A 22,289-nucleotide genomic window follows, 5' to 3' on the forward strand; every position below is an offset into this window, starting at 1 on the left:
GCCGATACATGAATATGGAGCCGCTCCACGCGATGCAGGCCTCCTCATCCGGAGCCGTCGCGTGACGAAATGTGCGAAAGATCCTGGACGGTACCCCCTGCCACTTTTTGGCGCGCGGCTGAACTACGGCGACTTCATAATAAAATTTTTGGACAGATTCCAGTGACTTATCAAATATTATAAATAAAAATAAACGAGGCGCCACATGAAACGGTTCACTCAAATTACATTTCACTTTATTTCTTTAGCAGCGGTCATCGTTTTATTTTCTCTACCAGGCAATGAATACGCCTGGATGCTCGATATGGCACCGGATCTGCCGGCCGTGCCGGAGGATCCCGGTGCGGGGGACCGCGTGGTGGCCGGCACCGCGCTTGTGGGTCTCGTCATCCTGTGTCAGGCCATCGCTATAAGGCTGTCCAAGCGGTGGGTGAGTCGCATGTTCTCTGTAGGTCTGATCGCCGTGGCCGTCGTGGGCTGGGCTGGAGCGTCATGGGTCTGACGTACCACACATCGTGCGCCCCCTGCTCATCCTACGAGTGTGCCGGTGCCCCTACCCCTGGAGCGTGGTCCGAGAGGAGGCAGAGTCCGGCGCCACGGTCAGACATCCCCCCGGAGGACTCACCTGGCCGCTGGACCCGCTTTGGAGGCAGGGTCCGTCGGGGGTCTTACATGGCCCGGACATTCGTCAAGAAGTCATCGACGCGCGCCTGCAAGTCCGCCGACCGCTCGAAAAGGTCTTTTGATACCTCCAGCACGGACGCGGACGATTGCCCGGTCTCGCTGGCGGCCGCCTGGACAGCCATGATATTTGAAGACACTTCGCGCGTCGCTGCGGACTGTTCCTCAACCGCGCCAGAAATGGCGGTACTGATTTCGTTGACCTGCTCGATAATGGCCGCGATCTTCTTTATGGTGCTTGCCGTTTCTTGACTGACGTTCTGAATGCCATCGATTTGGTTCGAAATCTCGTTGGTCGCCTTGGCGGTTTGTCCCGCCAGCGACTTGACCTCCGACGCCACGATGGCAAAGCCCTTTCCGGCATCGCCGGCCCGCGCGGCCTCGATGGTGGCATTCAACGCCAACAAGTTGGTTTGGTCGGCGACATCCGAGATCAAACGGGTGACATCGCCGATTTTCGAGGCCGCCTCAAGCAGGCTTGCCACGAGGTCTTCGGACCGCCGCGCCTCTTCGACCGCATCGCCAACAATGCGCACCGAATGGGTGACCTGATTCGATATTTCATCGACAGAGACGGAAAGCTCTTCCGTGGCGGAGGCGACGGCACTGGATTTCGCGCTGTTCTCTTCCGCCGCGGCCGCCAAGGTGTGGGCCGTGTTCTGCATGTCCTGCGTTGATGACGACAGCACCTGCACAAGCGAGGACACGTTTTCCTCGAAATCACGGGCGATCTCCCGGTTCTGCTCCTTGCGTTCTGTCAGGTCTGTCGCGACTTTGACGACCTTGAACGGTTTGCCGGTCATGTCGAAGATCGGGTTATAGGAGGCCTCGATCCAGACTTCCTTTCCGCCCTTGCCAAGGCGCATGAATTGCGCCGCCTGATACTCACCGGCGTTGAGCTGCGCCCAGAAATTCTTGTACTCCTTGCTCGCGGCAAAGACAGAATCGGTGAAAATCCGGTGATTTTTCCCCTTAATCTCCGGAAGTGAGTATCCCATGAGCTTCAGAAAGTTCTCATTAGCATCAATAATGGTTCCATCCATCTCGAATTGAATGACCGCCTGAACGCGGTTAATTGCCTTAATAAGTCCGTCTTTTTCAGCCGATGAAAGGGACTTTTTCGTAATATCTGTCGCGTATTTTATAATTTTGTAAGGCTTGCCGTTCTTTCCAAAGACCGGGTTATAGGAGGCCTCGATCCATACTTTCCTTCCGCTCTTGCTCATGCGCAGGAACTGTGCCGATTTGTACTCACCCCGATTCAATGCATTCCAGAATTCTCTGTACTCCGGACTGGCCGCAAGGGCGGCATCAACGAATATGCGATGATGCTTGCCGCGGATCTCCGGCAATGTGTACTCCATCAGGTCGAGAAATCGGTCGTTGGCCGTCAGGATTGTCCCATCCGTCGTGAATTCGATGATCGCCTGCGACCGATTAAGCGCGGAGAGAATATCGGACATTTCGCGCGAAGATTTTTTTGCCCCTGGCCGGCTGAGACCCACGACATTTGATATAAAATTCAGAACCATTCGCATCTTCCGCGTCCCAAAAACAAAGGGCAAAACAATGGTTGTGAACTTCGCGCTCAGAACACACCGCAATCAAAAAGCGATCCCAGCACAAACATTTTTCGCCGCCCGGCGCTGCAACTCATATAGGCTACAGGGCTTCCATGGCAAACGCGAATATTTCCCTGGTCGGCCTTATAGCGGCCACCCCTCCTTTTTTCATATCTGAACGTACGACGTTTGGCCTGGGCTTGCTTGAAATGTGCCCCCAGACTGCAGACTTTTGGGAACCATCGGCCACAGTCCCTCTATACGCGCGCACCGTCCGGATTGGATGCACCGGGCGCATTAAAACCGCCGAAAGGCGCAGAGGGAGCCCGCAGCCCACTCCCCCGCGCCCGGTCGGATGCCTCGCGGGTTATGCCCGCCGAGGCGTGCTCAACGCCGTTCGGTAGTCGCCCTGCCGCTCCATCATCCAGCCGGGATATTCCGGCGTCAGGCGGCTGGCCTCGTCCAGGGTGGCAAGCTCTGCCTCGGACAGGTCGAGATCACTGGCGGCGATGTTGTCCGTCAACTGATCCACCCGCTTGGCGCCCACGATCACGCTGCTCACGGCAGACTGATGCAGCAGCCACGACAGCGCGACCTGTGCCACGCTGACGCCATGGGTCTCGGCAATCGGCCGCATGACGTCGATGATGTCGAAGGCGCGGTCCTTGTTCACCGGCGGGAAGTCGAAGATGGCGCGGCGCGCGCCCTCCTCGCCCCCAGCGCCGTCGCGGCTGTACTTGCCGCTCAGCAACCCGCCGGCCAGCGGGCTCCAGACCATCAGGCCGAGCTGCTCCGACCGCAGCATGGGCACGATCTCGCGTTCCAGGTCGCGGCCGGCGATGGTGTAGTACGCTTGCAGCGAGCGAATCTTGGCGAAGCCGCGTCGCTCGCAGATGCCAAGGCCCTTGGCGATGTGCCACGCGGCCCAGTTCGACACGCCGATGTAGCGGACATAGCCCAGCCGGACGAGATCGTTGAGCGCCTCCAGTGTCTCCTCAATGGGGGTCACCGGATCGAAGCCATGGATCTGATACAGGTCGATGTGGTCGAGCTGCAAGCGCTCCAGGCTGGCCCGGCACTGGTCCAGGATATGGCCGCGTGACGCGCCGGCCCCGTTCGGATGATCGGAAAAGCGGCCGTAAACCTTGGTGGCCACGACCACCTCGTCGCGGGGGACACCCAGGTTTTTCAGGGCCTGGCCGGTGATCTTCTCGGACAGCCCCTTGGAGTACACATTCGCGGTGTCGATGAAGTTGATCCCCGCATCCAGCGCGGTGCGGACCAGGGCATCGGCATCGGCCTGCGGCACATGGCCGATCTGGCCCCACATGCCGTCGTCGCCGCCGAAGGTCATGGTGCCCAGGCACAGCTCGGAGACCATAAAGCCGGTCTGACCCAAAGTGTTGTATCGCACGGTCGGCTCCTGTCGGTTCGGGAAAGAGGAGGCGCGCCGGGGTCCCCGGCGGCGCCCCACTGACATAGCCCGCCCCGCCCCGGATCCTGTAGCCGATTGCTTTCGGATTCTTGCCTGATCCTTTCATTTCGGGATCATCGGCGCTGGCGCGGCCTCGCCACCCGTGTACAGTACGCGCCAGCCCCACGATGGAACGGATCACGGCATGACGGCAACCCTTGATGATCTGCTCGCCCGGATCGACCGGCATTGCGGACCTGGACGCACCGACACCCCCGTTCCCCGGGTGCGCCTAATGCGGGCCACCAAGCCCACGGTTCCGGCGCGCACGCTGTATGAACCGTTGCTCTGTCTGGTCGCACAAGGCAGCAAGCGGGTGATGATCGGCGATCAGGAACTGCGCTACGGGGCCGGCCACCATGTCGTGGTCTCGCTGGACCTGCCCGCCCGCACCGAAATCGACCAGGCCAGCCGGGAAACACCGTATCTTGCGATGGTGCTGACGCTGGACCGCGCCCTTCTGGCCGATGTGCTGTTGACCCTGCCCGCGCCGCCGCCCGACGTCGCGGAAGCGGTCGCCTTCCAGGTCTGCCGGACGGAGCCGGCCTTGCTCGATTCTGCCGTGCGGCTTCTGGACCTGCTGGACCACCCGACCGACATTCCCGCGCTGGGACCGTTGATCGAGCGGGAGATCCTGTACCGCCTCGCCGCCGGCGAACAGGGCGCCATGCTGCGCCAGATCGTGACCACGGGCAGCCGGCTGGCCCAGATCAGCCGCGCCACGGCCTGGATCCGCGCCCACTATAGCGAACCCTTGCGCGTGAACACCCTGGCGCGGCACGTCGGCATGAGCCCCACGACCTTTCACCGCCACTTCAAGGCGGCCACCGCCATGAGCCCATTGCAGTTCCAGAAGCAGATCCGATTGCAGGAAGCCCGGCGTCTGTTGGCCGCGCAGGCGGGTGACGCGGCCGGAATCGGTTTTCAGGTCGGCTATGAAAGTCCGTCCCAGTTCAGCCGGGAGTACAGCCGTCTATTCGGGGCGCCCCCGCTGCGCGACGCCACCTTTCTGCGCGCCCACGGGTTCGACCCCGACCCGCCCCCGTAACCGGCGAAGAGACTCGAGCTCGCGTACGGGTCGGACACCGGGGGGCCGCTCTCAAGCCCATGCGAACGCGCCGCATCCGCAGAAAACGGCGGGATTTTTCCACAGGAGTGTCATCAAGTCCGTGACATTGACACGCCAATGTGTCAATTTTGCTTGACTAATGGAGGCGCCCGCCGTGAGGTGATCGCCGTCGTCCGATGATCCAGCGCGCTGTTCGACCGACGCAATCGACCGACCGGGCGCGGCGTGGTTTTTTGATCGAAATGATGGCGAAGCCAAGGGCTCCTGTCCGGAGTATAGTCCTGCAATGACTCAGGTTCCGCGTCCCAACTCGGCTGCCGCCCGCGATGTCCGCAGCCAGTTGCACCCCTACACCAATCCTCTGGCGCTGGAGGCCGACGGCCCGGTGATCGTGACCCGCGGCGACGGCGTCTGGGTGGAGGATGAAGCCGGCGAACGCTACATTGAGGGCTTGGCCGGCCTCTGGTGCACGGCCCTCGGCTTTTCGGCGGAGGAACGTCTGGCCCGCGCCGCCTATGACCAGATGCGCGCGCTGTCGTTCTACCACCCGTTCGGCCAGAAAGCGCACGTTCCCGGCATCGACCTTGCCGAGAAGCTGTTGGCCATGGCCCCGGTGCCCATGTCCAAGGTGCTGTTCTCGACCTCCGGGTCGGAAGCCAACGACACCGCCATCAAGCTGATCCGCTTCTACAACAACGCCCTCGGCCGGCCCGAGAAGAAGAAGATCATCAGCCGCATCAAGGGCTACCACGGTGTCACGCTCGCCACCGCCAGCCTGACCGGCCTGCCGAACAATCATCGCGATTTCGATCTGCCGCTGCCGGGCATCCTGCACACCACCTGCCCACACCACTACCATGGCGCGGTCGAGGGCGAGAGCCCGGAGGCCTTCGCCACCCGCTGCGCGGAAGACCTGGACGCCCTGATCGAGGCCGAGGGGCCCGAGACCGTGGCCGCGTTCTTTGCCGAGCCGGTGATGGGCGCCGGCGGCGTGCTGGTGCCGCCGCCGACGTATTTCGAGAAGATTCAGGCGGTGCTGAAGAAGCACGACGTGCTGTTGGTCGCCGACGAGGTCATTTGCGGTTTCGGCCGCACCGGCAACGTGTGGGGCAGCCAGACCTTCGGCCTGCAACCCGATCTGCTGACCTGCGCCAAGCAGTTGTCCTCCGGCTACATGCCGGTGTCCGCGCTGATGCTGTCGGAGGCGGTCTACCAGCCCATCCGGGACAACGCCGGCCGTATCGGGATCCTCGGGCATGGGTACACCTATGGGGGGCACCCCGTGGCCTGCGCGGTCGCCAACGAAGTGCTGACGATCTACGAGGAACGCGAGTTGTTCGCGCACGCCGCCACGGTCGGACCGCACATGCAAGCACGCCTGCGCACCCTGGCCGACCATCCGCTGGTCGACGAGGTACGCGGTGTCGGCCTGATCGCCGGGGTGGAGATTGCCCGCGACAAGGCCAAGCGCCAGCCGTTCGAACCCGCCCAGGGCGTGGGCGCGGCCCTCGGACGGCACCTGCACCGGCGCGGGGTCATCACCCGCGTCATTGGTGATACGATCGCCTTCTCGCCGCCGCTGATTATTACCGACGAGGAGGTTGACGCCATGGTCGAGCGAGTTGCCTTGGCCCTGGATGACACTCTGGCCTGGTGCAGGGCCGAGGGTCTCGTGTAACGCCCGGCTGTCGCATCTCCGGATCGGGTGCGGGGCGGTTTCCAGCCCCGCGGGGGACCTGGCCCGGCCGGATCGACAGCCCCTTGCTTCCGTTGTTCCGTTTGCCGAACTCCCCCCGCCTGGCGATGGGGTGACCTCTGGGACACAGACATCCTGTGTCGAAGGGACAGGGTCACAGGTCATCGTGGATCGGGGCATCGTCTGACCAAGAGGACGTGACCGATGGATTATCAGACCTACTTCGCGAGCCGTCTGCGTGATTTGCGCGACGAGGGGCGGTATCGCGTCTTCTGCGACCTGGAGCGTCGCACCGGCAAATTCCCGATGGCCGTCAATCACCGCGACGGCGAAACCCATGACGTGACGATCTGGTGTTCGAACGACTACATGGGCATGGGTATGAACCCGGTCGTGACCAACGCCATCGCGGAAGCGGTCCAGGCGGTCGGCGCCGGCGCCGGCGGCACCCGCAACATCTCGGGCACGACGCACGAGCATGTCCTGCTGGAAAATGAACTGGCATCCTGGCACGGCAAGGAATCGTCCCTGATTTTCACCAGCGGCTATGTGGCCAACCTGACCACGCTGATGACGCTGGGTCAGCAGATCCCGGATCTGGTGATCTTCTCCGACGCGCTGAACCACAACAGCATGATCGAGGGTGTGCGCCACTCCCGCGCCCCCAAGAAGATTTTCAAGCACAATGATCCGAAGGACCTGGACCGGCTGCTGTCCGAGTATCCGAAGGACACGCCGAAGCTGGTGGCGTTCGAATCCGTGTACTCCATGGACGGCGACATCGCCCCCATCGCCGACATCTGCGACGTCGCCGAGAAGCACGGCGCGCTGACCTTCCTCGACGAAGTGCACGCGGTCGGCATGTACGGTGAGTTCGGGTCGGGTGTGGCCGAGCGGGACGGCGTCGCCGACCGCATCGACATCATCCAGGCCACCATGGGCAAGGCCATCGGCTGCATCGGTGGCTACATCGCCGGCTCGGCCGACATGGTGGACTTCGTCCGCAGCTTCGGCGCCGGCTTCATCTTCACAACGTCGCTGCCGCCGGGCATCGCGGCCGGCGCGCGCGCCAGCATCCAGCACCTGCGCCAGCACAACGAGCTGCGCATCCGCCACCAGGAGCGCGCCGCCACCCTGAAGCGCCGCCTGCGCGAGCTGAACCTGCCGGTGATGGACTCGGTCAGCCACATCGTGCCGCTGCTCGTCGGCGACGCGACGCAGTGCAAACAGGCCTCCGACCTGCTGCTGCGCCGTCACAACATCTATGTGCAGCCGATCAACTACCCGACCGTGCCGCGCGGCACGGAGCGTCTGCGCATCACCCCGACCCCGCTGCACGACGACGCGCTGATGGACCAGTTGGTCGCGGCGCTGCTCGACGTCTGGAGCACGCTGGAAATCGACCAGCAGGCGGCCTGATCCAAGGTCCCGGCGCGGGCGGAAACCACCCGCGTCGGCCGTTCTGCCGTCGTCATCGTTCGCGTTGTCGCCCCCCGTCCGCACCGGTCGGGGGGTGTTTTTTCGGGCGCCACATGGGTCCGCCCCCTCCCCTGGATAGGGGAGGGACGGGGTGGGGTTGATGCGGAGATCGGTGTGCCCATCGAGCGCCACACCTACCCCCTCCCCCCGCCGGGGAGAGGAGATGCACAGCGAACCACACCCTACCGATTCAGCTCGCCCATCGCACGGTCGAGGCCGTCCAGGGTCAGCGGGAACATGCGCCCGCCCATCACCCGTTCCAGCATCTGGATCGACTGGGTGTAGCGCCAGTGCGCCTCCGGCACCGGGTTCAGCCACGCGGCGTGGGGGAACTGGTCCAGCAGGCGGGTCATCCAGAGTTGCCCCGGCTCCTCGTTCCAATGCTCGACCGCGCCGCCGGCGTAGGCGATCTCGTACGGGCTCATGGACGCATCGCCCACGATCACCAGCTTGTAGTCCTTGGGGTAGGTCCGCAGCACGTCCCAGGTGGGGATCTGCTCCTGCCAGCGGCGGCGGTTGTCGCGCCACAGCCCCTCGTAGACGCAGTTGTGGAAGTAGTAGTGCTCCAGGTGCTTGAACTCGGAGCGCGCGGCCGAAAACAGCTCCTCGCACACCCGGATGTGGTCGTCCATCGACCCGCCGACGTCGAGCAGCAGCAGGACCTTCACCGTATTGTGCCGTTCCGGCACCATTTTCAGGTCGAGCATGCCGCCCTGGTGCGCGGTCGAGCGGATGGTGTCGTCGAGGTCCAGCTCCGTCGCCGCGCCCTGACGGGCGAAGCGACGCAGCCGGCGCAGCGCGACCTTGATGTTGCGGGTGCCGATCTCCACCGAGTCGTCGAGGTCGCGGAACGTCCGCTTGTCCCACACCTTCACGGCGCGGCGGTGGCGGGAGCGATCCTGCCCGATACGGATGCCTTCCGGATTGTAGCCGTAGGCGCCGAACGGCGACGTGCCCTTGGTGCCGATCCACTTATTGCCGCCCTCGTGGCGCCCCTTCTGCTCCTCCAGGCGCTGGCGCAGGGTGTCCATCAGCTTTTCCCAGCCGCCCAGCGCCTCGACCTCCTTTTTCTCCTCCTCGGTCAGGAAGCGTTCGCCGAGCGCGCGCAGCCACGCCTCGGGGATCGCGGCGGTCTCGCCCGCCTCGCCCTCGGGCGCCTCCAGGCCCTTGAAGACCTGCGCGAACACCCGGTCGAACTTGTCCAGATTGCGCTCGTCCTTCACCAAGGTGGCGCGCGCCAGATAATAGAAGTCGTCCACGCTGTGTCCCGGCACCTGGGCCGCCGTCGCCTCCAGCAGCGTCAGATACTCGTTCAGCGACACCGGCACCTTGGCCTTGCGCAGATCGTAGAAGAGCGTGAGGAACATGGGCGACGGATCCCGCTGCGTGTGACGCCTACGACGGACATGGGGACCAGTGTACGGGCCGCAAGGGCGGGCGGCAAAGGGGTGGGGGCAAAGGGGCGCGCACCGCCGACCGCGCGCGTCACGCCTCACCCTTTACGCTCCGGGTCAGGGGCACTATTGTCCCCCTCCCGTTTTGAAACGCTCAGAAGGACGGAGTTTTCGCCATGCGCGCCGAAGCGCAAACCTTGGTCGACCAGATCCAGCAGTCAATGGCACTGCTGAGGAGGCATCTTTGACTGGGACAACGCTCTCAGACGCCTGGACGAACTGAACGCCCTCGTCGAGGACCCTACGCTGTGGGACAAGCCCGACGCGGCGCAGACCCTCATGCGCGAACGGACCCGGCTGGAGAACGCCGTGGCCGGCTTCCGCGCGCTGGAAACCGGGGTCGAGGACGCCATCACCCTGATCGAGTTGGGGGAGGCCGAAGACGACGAGGAGTCCATCCAGGAGGGTGAAAACCAACTGCGCGCCCTGCGCGAGGACGCCGCCCGCCGCGAGCTGGAAAGCCTGCTGTCCGGCGAGGCCGACGGCAACGACTGCTACCTCGAAGTCCACGCCGGCGCCGGCGGCACCGAGGCGCAGGACTGGGCGCGCATGATGCAGCGCATGTATGCCCGCTGGGCGGAGGCCCAGGGCTACAGCGTGGACTACATCGAAGAAAGCGAGGGCGAAGAAGCCGGCATCAAGTCCTGCACCATGCAGATCAAGGGCACCAATGCCTACGGGTGGCTGAAGACGGAAAGCGGCGTGCACCGGCTGGTGCGCATCTCGCCCTACGACAGCTCGGCCCGGCGGCACACCAGCTTCGCCTCGGTCTGGGTCTATCCGGTGATCGACGATTCCATCGACATCGTCATCGAGGACAAGGACTGCCGCATCGACACCTATCGCGCCTCCGGCGCCGGCGGCCAGCACGTCAACCGGACCGACAGCGCGGTGCGTATTACCCACTTGCCGTCCGGCATCGTGGTGCAATGCCAGTCGCAGCGGTCGCAGCACCAGAACAAGGCGTTCGCCTGGGACATGCTGCGGTCCCGCCTGTATGAGGCGGAATTGCAGCGGCGCGAGGCGGAAGCGCAGGCGCTGGCCGATTCCAAGTCGGACATCGGTTGGGGCCACCAGATCCGCTCGTACGTGTTGCAGCCCTATCAGATGGTGAAGGACCTGCGCACCAACGTGGAGACGTCCGACACCCAAGGCGTGCTCGACGGCGACCTGGACCGCTTCATGGCGGCCGCGCTGGCGGCCCGGGTGGAGGCAACCACGGACGCAGCGGCGTCGGCCTGATTTGGGGGCGGACGCGCGATGAACAGCCTGATCGTCGGCGCCGCCACGGTTTTGGTGGCCACCTATGTCGGCGTCGGCGCGCTGCTGTACACGTTCCAGGACCGGCTGATGTTCCAGCCGGGGCCGCCCCCGCCCCCACCGTCCGAGACCCCCGCGCCGGAACTGACCCCGGTCACGGTGACCACGGCGGACGGGCTGGACCTGATGTCCTGGTACGCCCCACCGCCGCCGGACGGGCGCGGCCGGGTGGTGGTCTACTTCCACGGCAACGCCGGAACCCTCGCCGACCGTGCCCACAAGGCGCGCGCGCTGCTCGATCGGGGGCTCGGCGTGATGCTGGTCGGGTACCGGGGCTACAACGGCAACCCGGGCGATCCCAGCGAAGCGGGGTTCCGGGAGGACGGCCGCGCCGCCCTCGCCTTCCTGGAGGCGCAGGGGTTCGGCCCCGAGCAGCGCGTGCATTACGGCGAATCCATCGGCTCCGGAACCGCCCTGCCCCTGGCGGTGGAGGCCGGCGCCGCTGCCGTCGTGCTGGAGGGCGGCTTCACGTCCATGCGCGCCGTCGCCCAGGGCCAGTACCCGCTGTATCCGGCCGGGCTGCTGGTCCGGCACCCCTTCGACAACGTGGCGGCGGTTCAGAGCCTGAAGGCGCCGCTGCTGGTGCTGCACGGCGAGCACGACGATCTGGTGCCCGTCGCCATGGGCCGGCGCCTGCTGGAGATCGCGCGCGCGGCCGGCAACCCCCGGGCGGAAGGGGTGTTCTTCCCCGACGGCAACCACGTCGACCTGATCGAGCACGGCGCCATGGAGCGGCTCGTGCGGTTTCTGGACACCCTGCCGCCTCCACCCGCCTCGGCCCCAGTTATTCCGGGCGGGGTGGCGCGCTGATGTGCCAGACCCGATAGCCGGCGTCCCGGATCGCCTGGGCGATCTCCTCCAGGTGGGCGCGGCCCTGAGTCTCGACCGTGAACGACAGGTCCGTGCACTTCGCGGACATTGTCGGAAGTAGCCGGTTGTGTGCCAGCTCGATCACATTACCGTCCTTGGCGGCGATGATCGCGGCGACGGCGGCAAGCTGCCCCGGCGTGTCGGTGGCCTCCACGGACAGCGTGCCCAGCCGGCCGTCCTGGGTCAGACCGCGCAGGATCACGGACGCGAGCGTCCGCGGATCAATGTTACCGCCCGACAGCACCAGCCCGACCCGCCGGCCGCGGAAACGCTCCGGATCGGCCAGGATGGCGGCCAGACTGGCCGCGCCAGCCCCTTCCGCCACGGTCTTTTCGACGTTGAGATACAGGTTGATGGCACGTTCGATCACCTTTTCGCGCACCACCACCACATCGACCCCGTGCTGGGCCAGGATCTGGCGCGCCGCCGGACTGGGCGTCTTGACCGCGATGCCCTCCGCCACGCTTTGCCCCCCGACCAGGGAGGGCCGACCCGCAAGAGCATCGGCCATGGCGGGATAGAACTCCGTCTGCACCCCCACGATCTCGATGTCCGGCCGGATGGCGCGGGCCGCCGTGACCATACCGCCGATCAGGCCGCCGCCCCCCACGGGCACGATGATGACGTCAAGGTCGGGCACCTCTGCCAGCATCTCCAACGCCACCGTGCCCTGCCCCGCCATGATGCGCGGATCATCATAGGGATGGATGAAGGTTAAGCCCTCTTCCTCCATGATCTCCCGGCCCCGGGGCATCGACTCGGCCAGAGTGTCGCCCGCCAGGGCGACGCGCGCCCCCAAGGCCCGGGTGTTTTTGACCTTCACGAACGGCGTGTTGACCGGCATCACGATCACCGACGGCACGCCCAAACGGCTCGCGTGGTACGCCACGCCCTGGGCGTGGTTGCCCGCCGAGACGGCGATCACGCCCGCCTTGCGCTGCGCCTCCGTCAGGTCGAGCAGCCGATTCAGCGCCCCCCGGTCCTTGAACGCGGCGGTGAATTGCAGGTTCTCGAACTTAATGAAAATCTCGGCCCCCGTCACATCGGACAGCGTCCGCGACGGCAGGAACGGCGTCGGCGGGACCGCGTCCGCGATCCGCGTGGCGGCGGCGCGCACATCGTCCACGGTAATGGTCCACGGCTGGGCGTCCGGGGGGGTGTCGGGCATGGGTCGAGTCTCTCCGATGACAGAACGAACGGCCGGGAAGAGTACGAAGGCGGCGGGGGCGTTGAAAAGGCTGGGCGCGACATGCGCCCCCTGAAAACCCCGCATGGGAGCCCCGACCGACGGCTGACCGACGCGCGATTGCCGCCGAGCATACCCCTGGACAGTTGCCGCGGGGGTGGCAAGACCTTTAGACAGACAGTGATACACAACGGCGCGTGTCCGTCCCGGGCCCGCGTCCCCTGCCACTCTAGCGGCATCGGCCGCAGGAAAGGTCAATGGGACAATGGACATTTCAGAATTTCTTGGACAGGTAAGCGGGTTTGTCTGGGGCCCCGTGATGCTGGTCCTTCTTCTGGGCGCGGGCCTGTACCTGACGCTCGGCTTAGCATTTCTTCCCCAGCGCAAACTGTTCTACGGCTTCCGCCTCATGGTGGGCGGCCGCAAGGTCGCGGCCGGCCACGAGGGTGAAATCACGCCCTTCCAGGCTCTGACCACCGCGCTGTCCGCCACCATCGGCACCGGCAACATCGCCGGTGTCGCCACCGCCATCTTCCTGGGCGGCCCCGGCGCCGTGTTCTGGATGTGGCTGACCGCCCTGGTCGGCATGGCGACGAAGTACGCCGAGGCCGTGCTCGCGGTGCGCTACCGCGAAACCGACGCGAACGGGCGCTACGTCGGCGGCCCGATGTACTACATCCGCAACGGCCTGGGCCGACGCTGGGCCTGGCTGGGCTGGCTGTTCGCGCTGTTCGCCACCATCGCCGCGTTCGGCATCGGCAACACCGTGCAGTCCAACTCGGTCGCGCAGGCGCTGGAAGGCACCGTCGGCATTCCGACGCTGGCCACCGGCCTTGTCCTGGCCGCGCTGACCTTCATGGTCATCATCGGCGGTGTGAAGCGAATCGGCAGTGTCGCCGAGCATCTCGTGCCCCTGATGGCCGTGCTCTACATCATCAGCGCGCTGACGATCCTGGGCGTCAACTACGCCGATGTTCCGGCCGCCCTGTCGCTGATCTTCACGGACGCCTTCACCGGAACGGCAGCCGCGGGCGGTTTCGCCGGCGCCGGCGTCATGGCCGCCATCCGCTTCGGTGTCGCACGCGGCGTGTTCTCCAACGAGGCCGGCCTGGGCAGCGCGCCCATCGCCCATGCCGCGGCGAAGACCAATGACCCGGTGCGTCAGGGCTGCGTGGCCATGCTCGGCACGTTCATCGACACCATCCTGGTCTGCACCATGACCGCCCTCGTCATCCTGACCACGGGCGCCTGGACCAGCGGCCAGACGGGGGCCGAACTGTCGGCGCTGGCGTTCGACACCGGCCTGCCCGGCGGCGACTGGATCGTGACCATCGGGCTGGTCGTGTTTGCCTTCACCACCATTCTGGGCTGGAGCTACTACGGCGAACGCGCGGCGCAGTTCATTTTCGGCCCGAAGGTCGTGCTGCCGTTCCGCCTGCTGTGGGTCGTGGGCGTCGTTGTCGGCGCCGTCGGAAACCTGGGCCTGATCTGGACCGTGGCCGACATCATGAACGCGCTGATGGCGATTCCGAACCTGATCGCCCTGATCGCCCTGAGCGGCACCGTGTTCGCGGTCAGCCGCACCTACTTCAAGTCTCTGCCGGAGAAGTAAGCGGACGCGGCGGACCCGGGGCGCGGCCAGCCGCCGTCCCCGGGTCCGTCGGACGGCTTGGCTCACCGATTGTGCAACAGGCGATCGACGTCCGCCTGGGTCAGCCCCTTCTCGCCGTCCTCCCCGGCATCCGCGCCATCCCCAGCGTCGCGGGCCGGCACGGGTGTCGGACGGGGACTGGTGGGGGCGCTGGAGCGCGGCCCCAACCGGAACGGCCCACCGCGCAGCGTCGTCAGGCGGGACAACAGGCCCCGCACGCGCCGGATCCGTTGCCCGGTCACGTCCTGAAACGCGCAGGTCTCCATAATCGCTTCGATGCGCAGCCGCGTCGCGGCATCCGGCGCATGCGCCATCAGCAGTTCGGCCAGCCCGAGAATGCGGTTGGTTGCACTTTCCTGCTCCGCCAAGACGGACTCGAGTTGAGCCACCGCCGCATGCAACGCGGCGTCCACCGCCCGCGGATCGTCGAGCGACGGCGGCCGCCGCCGTCCCGATCGCGTCAGGCTCCCGGACCCCGACCTTGAGCGGCCCGCCCTGTCAGCCATCGTCGTAGGCTCCGCGCCGTCCGATCTGCACATCCCGGTGGACCCAGACGCTCATCAGCAGGCCGAAGGCGATCATCAGGGTCAGCATGGCCGTACCGCCATAGGAGACCAGCGGCAAGGGCACCCCGACCACCGGGATCAGCCCCATCACCATGGCGACGTTGATGAACACGTACAGAAAGAAGGTCGAGGTCACACCGATGGCCACCAGCCGCCCGAACTGATTGCGCGCCCGGATGGCGATGCCCATCCCATAGGCCAGCACCAGGACGTACAGAACCAGCAAGCCCATGCCGGCAAACATGCCGAATTCCTCGGCCAGCATGACGAAAATAAAATCCGTCTGCTTCTCCGGCAGGAAGTTCAGGTGGCTCTGGGTCCCTTGAAGGAAGCCCTTACCCATCATTCCGCCAGAGCCCAACGCGATCTTGGACTGAAGGATATGGTAGCCGGCCCCCAACGGATCGCGCTCCGGATGGATAAAGGTCAGGACCCGGTCCTTCTGGTAGTCATGCAGGAATTGCCAGGCGACCGGGATCGTACCCAACCCCGCGACCAGAACCACGCCGAACAGCCACAGCCGCACCCCGGCGGCGAAGAACAGCACCCCCCCGCCGGCCAGCAGCATCAACGCCGTGCCCAAGTCCGGCTGCTTCAGCACCAGCGCCACCGGCGCCAGCGCCAGCAGGGCCGGCCCGATCAGGTACAAGGGCCGCGCCACATCCTGAAGGTCCGCGCCGTGGAAAAACCGCGCCAGCGCCAGCACCAGGGCCACCTTCATCAGTTCGGACGGCTGAAGTTGGAAAAAGCCCAGGTCGATCCACCGCTGGGCGCCCATCCCGATGGTGCCCTTGATCTCCACGGCCACCAGCAGGACGAACGCCAGCGCATAGAGCCAGTAGGCGTAGCGCATCCACTGCCGGATATCGACCAGAGCAATGGTCACCAGCAACACCAGCCCAACCCCGAAGCGCGCGATATGCCGCGACGCCCAGGGCTCCATGTTGCCGTTGGCGGCGGAGTACAGCATGAGGACGCCGATCCCGGCGAGAGTGCCGATCAGGAACAGCAGCGACCAGCTCATCTGCCAGAGCTTTTCGCCCAGCGTCATTTCGCCCCGGCGCAAACGCGCCGTCATCAAGCCGTCGTTGATCATTCCGTGCGCTCCCCCGTCGGCGCCCCACCGCCCCCGTCCGGACCGGCCGCCGCACCGTCGGCGTTCGCCTCGGCGGCCTGGCGTTCCGCCGGGGTCGGCGGCGGGTTGTCCACGATGGCCGCGAGTTCTTCGGGGGCGCGGCGGCGCGACGGATCCAGCCGCAGGGTTTCCATCATGACGTCGTGGGCGATCGGCGCAGCGTAGCGCGACCCGCCTCCCGCATGCTCAACGATGACCGAAATGGCGTAGCGCGGCGCCTCCGCCGGGGCGTAAGCGACGAACAGGGCGTGATCGCGGTATTTCCACGGCAGTTCGTCGTTGCCGCGCACGCCGCTCTGACGCTCCTGCATGCTGATGCGGCGGACCTGCGATGTCCCGGTCTTGCCGGCCATGGTGATCCCATCGAGATCAATGGCCGAGGCCCGTGCGGTGCCGCGATTGCCGTTGAGCACCCGCCACATCGCGTTCCGGACCACCGCCAGCGAGGAGCGGGAAATGCCCAGGGTCTCGAACGCCGGGGTCGGCTGCTCCTGAAGGCTGCCATCGACCATGGCCTGACGCGACAGCGTCGGGCGCACGGCCAGGCCGTCGTTGGCGATGCGCGCCGTCATGACCGCCAACTGAAGCGGCGTGGCCAGGACATAGCCCTGCCCGATGCTGGCCACCAGGGTCTCGCCCTGCACCCACGGCTGGCCGAGAGTCGCCGACTTCCACGCCTTGGTGGGGATCAGCCCCGCCGCCTCGCCCGGCAGTTCAATGTTGAGCGGGGCTCCCAGGCCGAGGCGGTTCGCCATCTCTGCGATACGCTCGATCCCGATGCGTCGCGAAACCTCGTAGAAATAGACGTCGCAGGATTGTTCGATGGCCGAGGTCAGGTTCATGTGCCCATGCCCCCACCGCTTCCAGCAATGGAACCTATGGTTGCCCAGTTGCAGGAACCCGGGGCAGTAGACGGTTTGCTCGGGCGTCATGATGCCGCTTTCCAGAGCCGCCAGCGCCACGACCATCTTGAAGGTGGAGCCGGGGGAATACTGCCCCGCCAGCGCCTTGTTGCGCAGGGGGGCGCGCGGGTTTCCGGCCAGTTCCCCCCACTCGGCGTTGCTCAGGCCCCGGGCGAAGGCGTTCGGGTCGTAGGCCGGCATCGAGGACATCGCCAGCAGTTCACCCGTGTGCACGTCCATCACCACGCAAGCGGCGCTTTCATCGCCCAGACGGCGCGAGACGTAGTCCTGCAACCGCATGTCCAGGGTCAGTTGGACCTCGTGGCCGGGCTCCCCATCCTCGCGACGCAGCTCGCGGATCATGCGACCGACCGCGTTGACCTCCACCTGGCTGGTGCCGCTGGTGCCCCGCAGGGGCAGGTCGTACACCTTCTCGATGCCCGCCTTACCGATGCGGAAGTCCGGCAGTTGCAGCAGCGGATCGTTGCCGGCGTCGATGTCCTCCTCGGACACGGAAGCGACGTAACCGAGAATGTGCGAGGCCATATCGGCGTAGGGGTAATCGCGGGTCAGGCCCTCGTCGATGGACACACCGGGCAGATCGGGCGCGTGCACCTGCACGATCGCCATCTGCTCCCAGGTCAGGTTCTCCCGCACGGCGACGGGCACGAAACTGCGGCGACGCTTGATTTCCTTGATGACCCGCTGGCGGTCATAGTCCGTCAACGGCACCAGCCGGCCGAAGGTCGCGAGCGTTTGCTCCAGATCCCGGGTCCGCTCCGCGATGACCAGGGCGCGGAAGTTCTGCCGGTTGACCGCCAGCGGCACCCCGTGGCGATCGACGATACGCCCGCGCGGCGGGGGAATCAGCCGCATGTTGATGCGGTTTTCCTCGGCGAGGGTGCGGTACTTCTCGGCCTCCATGACCTGGAGGTAGTACATCCGCGCGCCCAGCAGCGTGACCAGCAGCGCCTTGCCGCCGGCCAGCAACACGACCCGGCGGGTGAACACCTTTGACCGATCACCGTCCTTCTGCATGGCGCGCCGTCCTCACGACTCCTTGGTCAGCAGGAAATGGGTCCGATCAAAGCCCCAGGCCAGGATCGGATACAACAGCAGGGTCAAGCCGTAACTGGTCGCCAAGGGCGCGGGGGCCACGACATAGCCGGACAGCAGCGCCACCGCCAGCGCCTTCAACAGGATCGCCCCGAGCGCCACCAGCGCCAGCGCCCACCAGGTGATCAGGAACGGCTTGCCCACGAAAAAGCGGTACTGGGTCAGAACCACGAACTGGGTCAGCATCAGCACCAGCGAACTGACGCCCAGCGGGGTGTTCATCAGGATGTCCTCCAGCAAACCCAGGAGGAAGCCCCCAAGATACCCCATCATGTCCGGCCGGTGGACCGCCCAGTAGTACACGCACAGCAGCGTGACCATCGGGCCGGCCCGCATGAAGCCGGGGCTCGTCATCGGCGCGATCGCCAGCAGCAGAAGCAGAAGCGACAGCGCGAACGGCAGCAGGCGCCGCGCCGTCTGGTCCAGGATCTGCCATAGCGTCGGCCGCATGGCCGTTTACTCCGTCGCGTCGGGGGGCGTCCCCGGCCCGGGATCGGCCACGATGCCCTCCGTGCCGAAATCCAGGATGCGCACCAGCTCCAGGCGGCCTTCCTCGATGAACAGCTCAACCCGGATGTGGCCCTCATCCACCGAGGCGACTACCCCCACCGGTATCCCGGGCGGAAAGGCCCCCGCCACCCCCGAGGTGACGATTCGGTCCCCGGGCGAGATGCCGGTCTTGGCCTTCAAGAACGCCAACTCCGGCTGGTTGTCGTTGGTGCCGAGCAGGATCGCCCGCGCGCGGCTTTCCTCCATGATGACCGGTACCCGCGAATTGATGTCGGTCAGCAGCAGCACCCGACTGGAGCGGTGCCCGACCTCCGTCAAGCGCCCCACCAGGCCCTCCGCCGCGACCACCACCTGCCCCTTGCGGGCGCCGTCGCGGGCGCCGGCCGTCACCAGCAGGCTGCGGGCGAACACACCGCCCGTGTCCGCCACGATCCGGCCCGTGATGTAACCAGGGCGCGGATCCGGCACGAGATTCGACAGCTCGCGCAGCCGCTGGTTCTCCACCTGGAGCTGGCGGGCCAGGGTCTGCCAGCGCAGCAGGCGCTGGTTCTCCTCACGCAGACGGGCGTTCTCCTCGCGGATGGCGGCGAGTTCACGGATGTTGTTCATCACCGCACCGACGCTGGCGGCCGGTTTCGACATGACCTCCAGCACCGGGGCCAACGCATCGGTCACCGTGTGGCTCAGGCGCGCGACCAGCACCGTGTCGGCCTTCCCCAGGAGCATCAGGCCGAACGCCGCCACCACCAGCACGACGAAGGCGAGCCGGTGCAAGGCCACCTTCATGGCCCCGAAACGGGACATCTGGCCGTTGGGCTGCATTGCGGGCTGCCTCGTCGCCGACACAAGCGGGCGGGTGCGCGGTTTTGGGTCGATCGTCGATCCGCGCGCTCCCGAAAGGGCGGGCACGGCAGGTACGCCGACACCTCAAACGGATGGATCGGAACCGCGCGGTCCCGGACCGGATGCCCGGACCTAGTACATCGTCGTCAGAACGTTCCGCAGCTTCTTCATTTCCTCCAGCGCACGCCCGGTACCGAGAGCAACGCAGGAGAGAGGATCGTCGGCGATGGAGACCGGCAGACCGGTCGACATGCGCAACACGAAGTCCAGATTGCTGAGCAGCGCACCGCCGCCCGTGAGCACGATTCCCTTGTCGACGATATCGGCGGCCAGTTCGGGCGCCGTGTGCTCCAGCGCGACCTTGACCGCCTCGACGATGGCGGCGACCGGCTCGCCCAGACTGTCGGCGATCTGGGCCTCGCTGATGACAAGCTCCTTGGGCACGCCGTTCATCAGGTCGCGGCCCTTGATCTCGATGGTGCGGCCCGGGCCTTCGGCGGGCGCGCAGGCGCTGCCGATGTCCTTCTTGATCCGTTCCGCCGAGCCCTCGCCGACCAGGAGATTATGGTTGCGGCGGATGTAGGCGATGATCGCCTCGTCCATCTTGTCGCCGCCGACCCGGACCGAGCGGGCGTACACGATGCCGCCCAGGGACAGGACGGCCACCTCGGTGGTACCGCCGCCGATGTCCACGACCATGGAGCCTGTCGGCTCGGTCACCGGCAGGCCGGCGCCGATGGCGGCGGCCATGGGCTCTTCGATCAGATAGACGCGGCGGGCTCCGGCGGCCTCGGCGCTTTCCTGGATGGCGCGGCGCTCGACGGCGGTGGAGCCGGAGGGCACGCAAATGATCACCATCGGGCTGGCGAAGCTGCGCCGGTTGTGAACCTTGCGGATGAAATGTTTGATCATTTCTTCCGCCACCTCGAAATCGGCGATGACGCCGTCGCGAAGCGGCCGAATGGCCTGGATGTTCCCCGGCGTGCGGCCCAGCATCTGCTTGGCCTCGTCACCCACGGCCAGGACCTGCTTGCGGCCCTTGTGTTCCGCGATCGCAACCACGGAGGGTTCGTTGAGGACGATGCCGCGCCCTTTCACGTACACGAGGGTGTTGGCGGTGCCCAAGTCGATGGCCATGTCGGCGGACAGCCACCCCGTCATCCTGGAAAACATGTGTCCTCACTCACCCCGCGTCTCGCGTTTCAATGCGACAGCCTCACGTCCCGGCTCCTCCCGGATCGGCGCCCTACCCGGCCGCTGCCCTGTGATACGGGCACATTCAAGGGATCCGGCGCGCGCCGCCACCCGCCCGATGCGGTCATATGCCCGATGGCGGGGCGTGCTGTCCATGCCTTTCCCGGCCCCGAAGAGGGTCTCGATGCCCTGCGCAGACGGCAGCCCCGGGACCGCGGCGGTTCGACCGCCGGATGATCCAAGGGATGGTAGTCGCGTTTCACCCGCGGACGAAATCAAGGAACGTTCCCACCCCGATGTCAATCGCTCGTGAATGATAGGAAGACATTTTATCGTCGTCATCGTGAACGAACCGTCAACCATCGCGCCGTGCCGGCTGTCTTTTCCCTCCATGGCGTGGTGGTATGATCGTTCTTGCGCGCGCGACACCTATCAGAAGGAGGCCGCACCCCCATGGCCGGCGAAGGACTGATACGCACACTGACGGGCATTCTGTGGTTCGGCGCCGTGGTGCTGCTGGGCGCCCTATTGATCGTCGGCAAGGACATCCTGGTGCCCTTCGCGGTGGCGGTCATCGTCTGGTACTTCATCAACGCGCTGGCGGAGGGGATCGGCACCCTGCCCCGGATCGGCCCGCGCCTGCCGGGCAAGGTGTGCATGGCGCTGGCGCTGGGCGTCATCACGCTGTTGCTCATTCTGTTCGGGCGCATGGCGAGCCAGAACATCGCCGACGTTACGGAGGCCGCCCCCGAATACCAGAAGAACCTGCGCTCGCTGCTGCATGATACCGCGACGCTGTTCGGGTTCAACGGTCCGGTCAATATCGAGGACCTCATCCAGCAGATCCAGATCGCGGATCTGGTCCCACAGATCGCAAGCGCGGTGTCGAGCTTGGTCGGACAGGCCGGGCTGATCCTGGTCTACACCCTGTTCCTGCTGGTGGAACAGCGGCGGTTCGGCGCCAAGCTGCACGCCCTGTTTCCCGACCCGGAGCGGGAAAACTGGGTCCGGACCCTGCTGAGTCGGATCCAGGTGGACATCAAGACCTACGTCTGGATCAAAACGCTGACCAGCCTGTTGACCGGGGCCGTCAGCTACGGGGTTCTGTTGATCGTGGGCGTGGACTACGCGCCGTTCTGGGCCGTCGTCATCTTTCTGCTGAACTATATCCCGACCATCGGCTCACTGCTCGGGGTGGCGTTTCCCGCCGTTCTGGCGCTGGTCCAGTTCGATACGCCGGCGCAGGCGCTGGTGGTCGCCGGGGTCCTCGGCAGCTTTCAGTTCTCCATCGGCAACATCCTGGAACCACGCCTGATGGGGCAGTCCCTGAACCTCAGCCCGCTGGTCGTGATCCTGTCGCTGGTGATCTGGGGCAGCGTCTGGGGCGTCGTCGGCATGTTCCTCTGCGTGCCGCTGACGGGGATCATCATGATCGTGATGTCCTACTTCCCGGCCACCCGGCCGATCGCCATCCTCCTGTCCAGCGACGGACAATTGCGCCACGCCGAAAACCAGGAGCAGACGACCGGCGCCTGACGCCACACGGGCGCTCCGTGCCGACACGGGCGCACAACGGCCATC

At 65.9% G+C, this 22,289-nt stretch carries 18 protein-coding genes; 8 read left to right on the forward strand and 10 right to left on the reverse strand.

What is annotated here, in order from left to right; translation table 11 throughout:
* The first annotated feature begins 205 nt into the window (after positions 1-205).
* Positions 206-502, forward strand: coding sequence for a hypothetical protein (locus GGD82_RS15175; RefSeq protein WP_150062975.1), 297 nt, complete (start codon positions 206-208; stop codon positions 500-502).
* A gap of 166 nt (positions 503-668) precedes the next feature.
* Here GGD82_RS15175 and GGD82_RS15180 read toward each other — a convergent pair whose 3' ends face one another.
* Both GGD82_RS15180 and GGD82_RS15185 read right to left on the reverse strand, forming a co-directional pair.
* The gene (locus tag GGD82_RS15180; protein WP_246163936.1) at positions 669-2,219 is read right to left on the reverse strand and encodes a methyl-accepting chemotaxis protein; all 1,551 of its coding nucleotides are present in this window, start codon (positions 2,217-2,219) and stop codon (positions 669-671) included.
* A 391-nt stretch (positions 2,220-2,610) separates the two neighbouring features.
* Positions 2,611-3,657: an aldo/keto reductase gene (locus tag GGD82_RS15185; RefSeq protein WP_150062976.1), complete on the reverse strand. Its 1,047-nt coding sequence runs from the start codon at positions 3,655-3,657 to the stop codon at positions 2,611-2,613.
* Positions 3,658-3,862: 205 nt separating this feature from the next.
* Here GGD82_RS15185 and GGD82_RS15190 point away from each other — a divergent pair, with 205 nt between their 5' ends.
* The 3 genes from GGD82_RS15190 to hemA all read left to right on the forward strand — a co-directional run bounded on the left by GGD82_RS15190 (position 3,863) and on the right by hemA (position 7,901).
* A complete protein-coding gene (locus GGD82_RS15190; protein WP_150062977.1) occupies positions 3,863-4,765 on the forward strand; it encodes an AraC family transcriptional regulator in 903 nt (300 codons plus the stop codon).
* A gap of 307 nt (positions 4,766-5,072) precedes the next feature.
* Positions 5,073-6,464 carry an aspartate aminotransferase family protein gene (locus tag GGD82_RS15195; RefSeq protein ID WP_150062978.1) on the forward strand — a complete coding sequence of 464 codons (1,392 nt, stop codon included), beginning with the start codon at positions 5,073-5,075 and terminating at the stop codon, positions 6,462-6,464.
* 222 nt (positions 6,465-6,686) lie between these two features.
* On the forward strand, positions 6,687-7,901 hold the full coding sequence (gene hemA, locus GGD82_RS15200) for a 5-aminolevulinate synthase (protein WP_150062979.1): 1,215 nt from the start codon (positions 6,687-6,689) through the stop codon (positions 7,899-7,901).
* A 242-nt stretch (positions 7,902-8,143) separates the two neighbouring features.
* Here hemA and GGD82_RS15205 read toward each other — a convergent pair whose 3' ends face one another.
* On the reverse strand, positions 8,144-9,328 hold the full coding sequence (locus tag GGD82_RS15205; protein ID WP_150062980.1) for a vWA domain-containing protein: 1,185 nt from the start codon (positions 9,326-9,328) through the stop codon (positions 8,144-8,146).
* A gap of 203 nt (positions 9,329-9,531) precedes the next feature.
* Here GGD82_RS15205 and prfB point away from each other — a divergent pair.
* Positions 9,532-10,657, forward strand: a protein-coding gene (gene prfB / locus GGD82_RS15210) for a peptide chain release factor 2 (protein ID WP_150062981.1) whose coding sequence is annotated in 2 segments (ribosomal slippage) — positions 9,532-9,600 and positions 9,602-10,657 — 1,125 coding nt in all. Because the reading frame shifts where the segments join, the coding sequence is not laid out codon by codon here.
* Positions 10,658-10,675: 18 nt separating this feature from the next.
* The gene (locus GGD82_RS15215) at positions 10,676-11,545 is read left to right on the forward strand and encodes an alpha/beta hydrolase (protein ID WP_150062982.1); all 870 of its coding nucleotides are present in this window, start codon (positions 10,676-10,678) and stop codon (positions 11,543-11,545) included.
* Here the strand turns inward: GGD82_RS15215 and GGD82_RS15220 are convergent.
* Positions 11,520-12,773, reverse strand: a complete 1,254-nt coding sequence (locus GGD82_RS15220; protein WP_150062983.1) for a threonine ammonia-lyase — start codon at positions 12,771-12,773, stop codon at positions 11,520-11,522. The genes GGD82_RS15215 and GGD82_RS15220 overlap by 26 nt on opposite strands.
* A 283-nt stretch (positions 12,774-13,056) precedes the next feature.
* Between GGD82_RS15220 and GGD82_RS15225 the strand changes: the two genes are divergently transcribed.
* Positions 13,057-14,403, forward strand: a complete 1,347-nt coding sequence (locus GGD82_RS15225; protein WP_150062984.1) for an alanine/glycine:cation symporter family protein — start codon at positions 13,057-13,059, stop codon at positions 14,401-14,403.
* A gap of 62 nt (positions 14,404-14,465) precedes the next feature.
* On the opposite strand, the gene GGD82_RS15230 is transcribed toward GGD82_RS15225, so the two are convergent.
* From GGD82_RS15230 to GGD82_RS15255, 6 genes are all read right to left on the reverse strand, one after another.
* The gene (locus GGD82_RS15230) at positions 14,466-14,855 is read right to left on the reverse strand and encodes a hypothetical protein (protein ID WP_150062985.1); all 390 of its coding nucleotides are present in this window, start codon (positions 14,853-14,855) and stop codon (positions 14,466-14,468) included.
* Between the two features lie 85 nt (positions 14,856-14,940).
* The gene (gene rodA, locus GGD82_RS15235; protein WP_246163939.1) at positions 14,941-16,104 is read right to left on the reverse strand and encodes a rod shape-determining protein RodA; all 1,164 of its coding nucleotides are present in this window, start codon (positions 16,102-16,104) and stop codon (positions 14,941-14,943) included.
* Positions 16,101-18,083, reverse strand: a complete 1,983-nt coding sequence (gene mrdA, locus GGD82_RS15240; protein ID WP_150062986.1) for a penicillin-binding protein 2 — start codon at positions 18,081-18,083, stop codon at positions 16,101-16,103. The genes rodA and mrdA overlap by 4 nt, the downstream gene beginning before the upstream one ends.
* 12 nt (positions 18,084-18,095) lie before the next feature.
* Positions 18,096-18,611, reverse strand: a complete 516-nt coding sequence (gene mreD / locus GGD82_RS15245) for a rod shape-determining protein MreD (protein WP_150062987.1) — start codon at positions 18,609-18,611, stop codon at positions 18,096-18,098.
* A gap of 6 nt (positions 18,612-18,617) precedes the next feature.
* Complete coding sequence (gene mreC, locus GGD82_RS15250) at positions 18,618-19,493, reverse strand: rod shape-determining protein MreC (RefSeq protein ID WP_150062988.1); 876 nt, start codon at positions 19,491-19,493, stop codon at positions 18,618-18,620.
* Between the two features lie 153 nt (positions 19,494-19,646).
* The gene (locus GGD82_RS15255) at positions 19,647-20,687 is read right to left on the reverse strand and encodes a rod shape-determining protein (RefSeq protein WP_150062989.1); all 1,041 of its coding nucleotides are present in this window, start codon (positions 20,685-20,687) and stop codon (positions 19,647-19,649) included.
* A gap of 474 nt (positions 20,688-21,161) precedes the next feature.
* Between GGD82_RS15255 and GGD82_RS15260 the strand changes: the two genes are divergently transcribed.
* The gene (locus tag GGD82_RS15260; RefSeq protein ID WP_150062990.1) at positions 21,162-22,244 is read left to right on the forward strand and encodes an AI-2E family transporter; all 1,083 of its coding nucleotides are present in this window, start codon (positions 21,162-21,164) and stop codon (positions 22,242-22,244) included.
* Positions 22,245-22,289 lie beyond the last annotated feature (45 nt).

Source organism: Roseospira marina, from assembly GCF_014197855.1.
Taxonomy (GTDB): domain Bacteria; phylum Pseudomonadota; class Alphaproteobacteria; order Rhodospirillales; family Rhodospirillaceae; genus Rhodospira; species Rhodospira marina.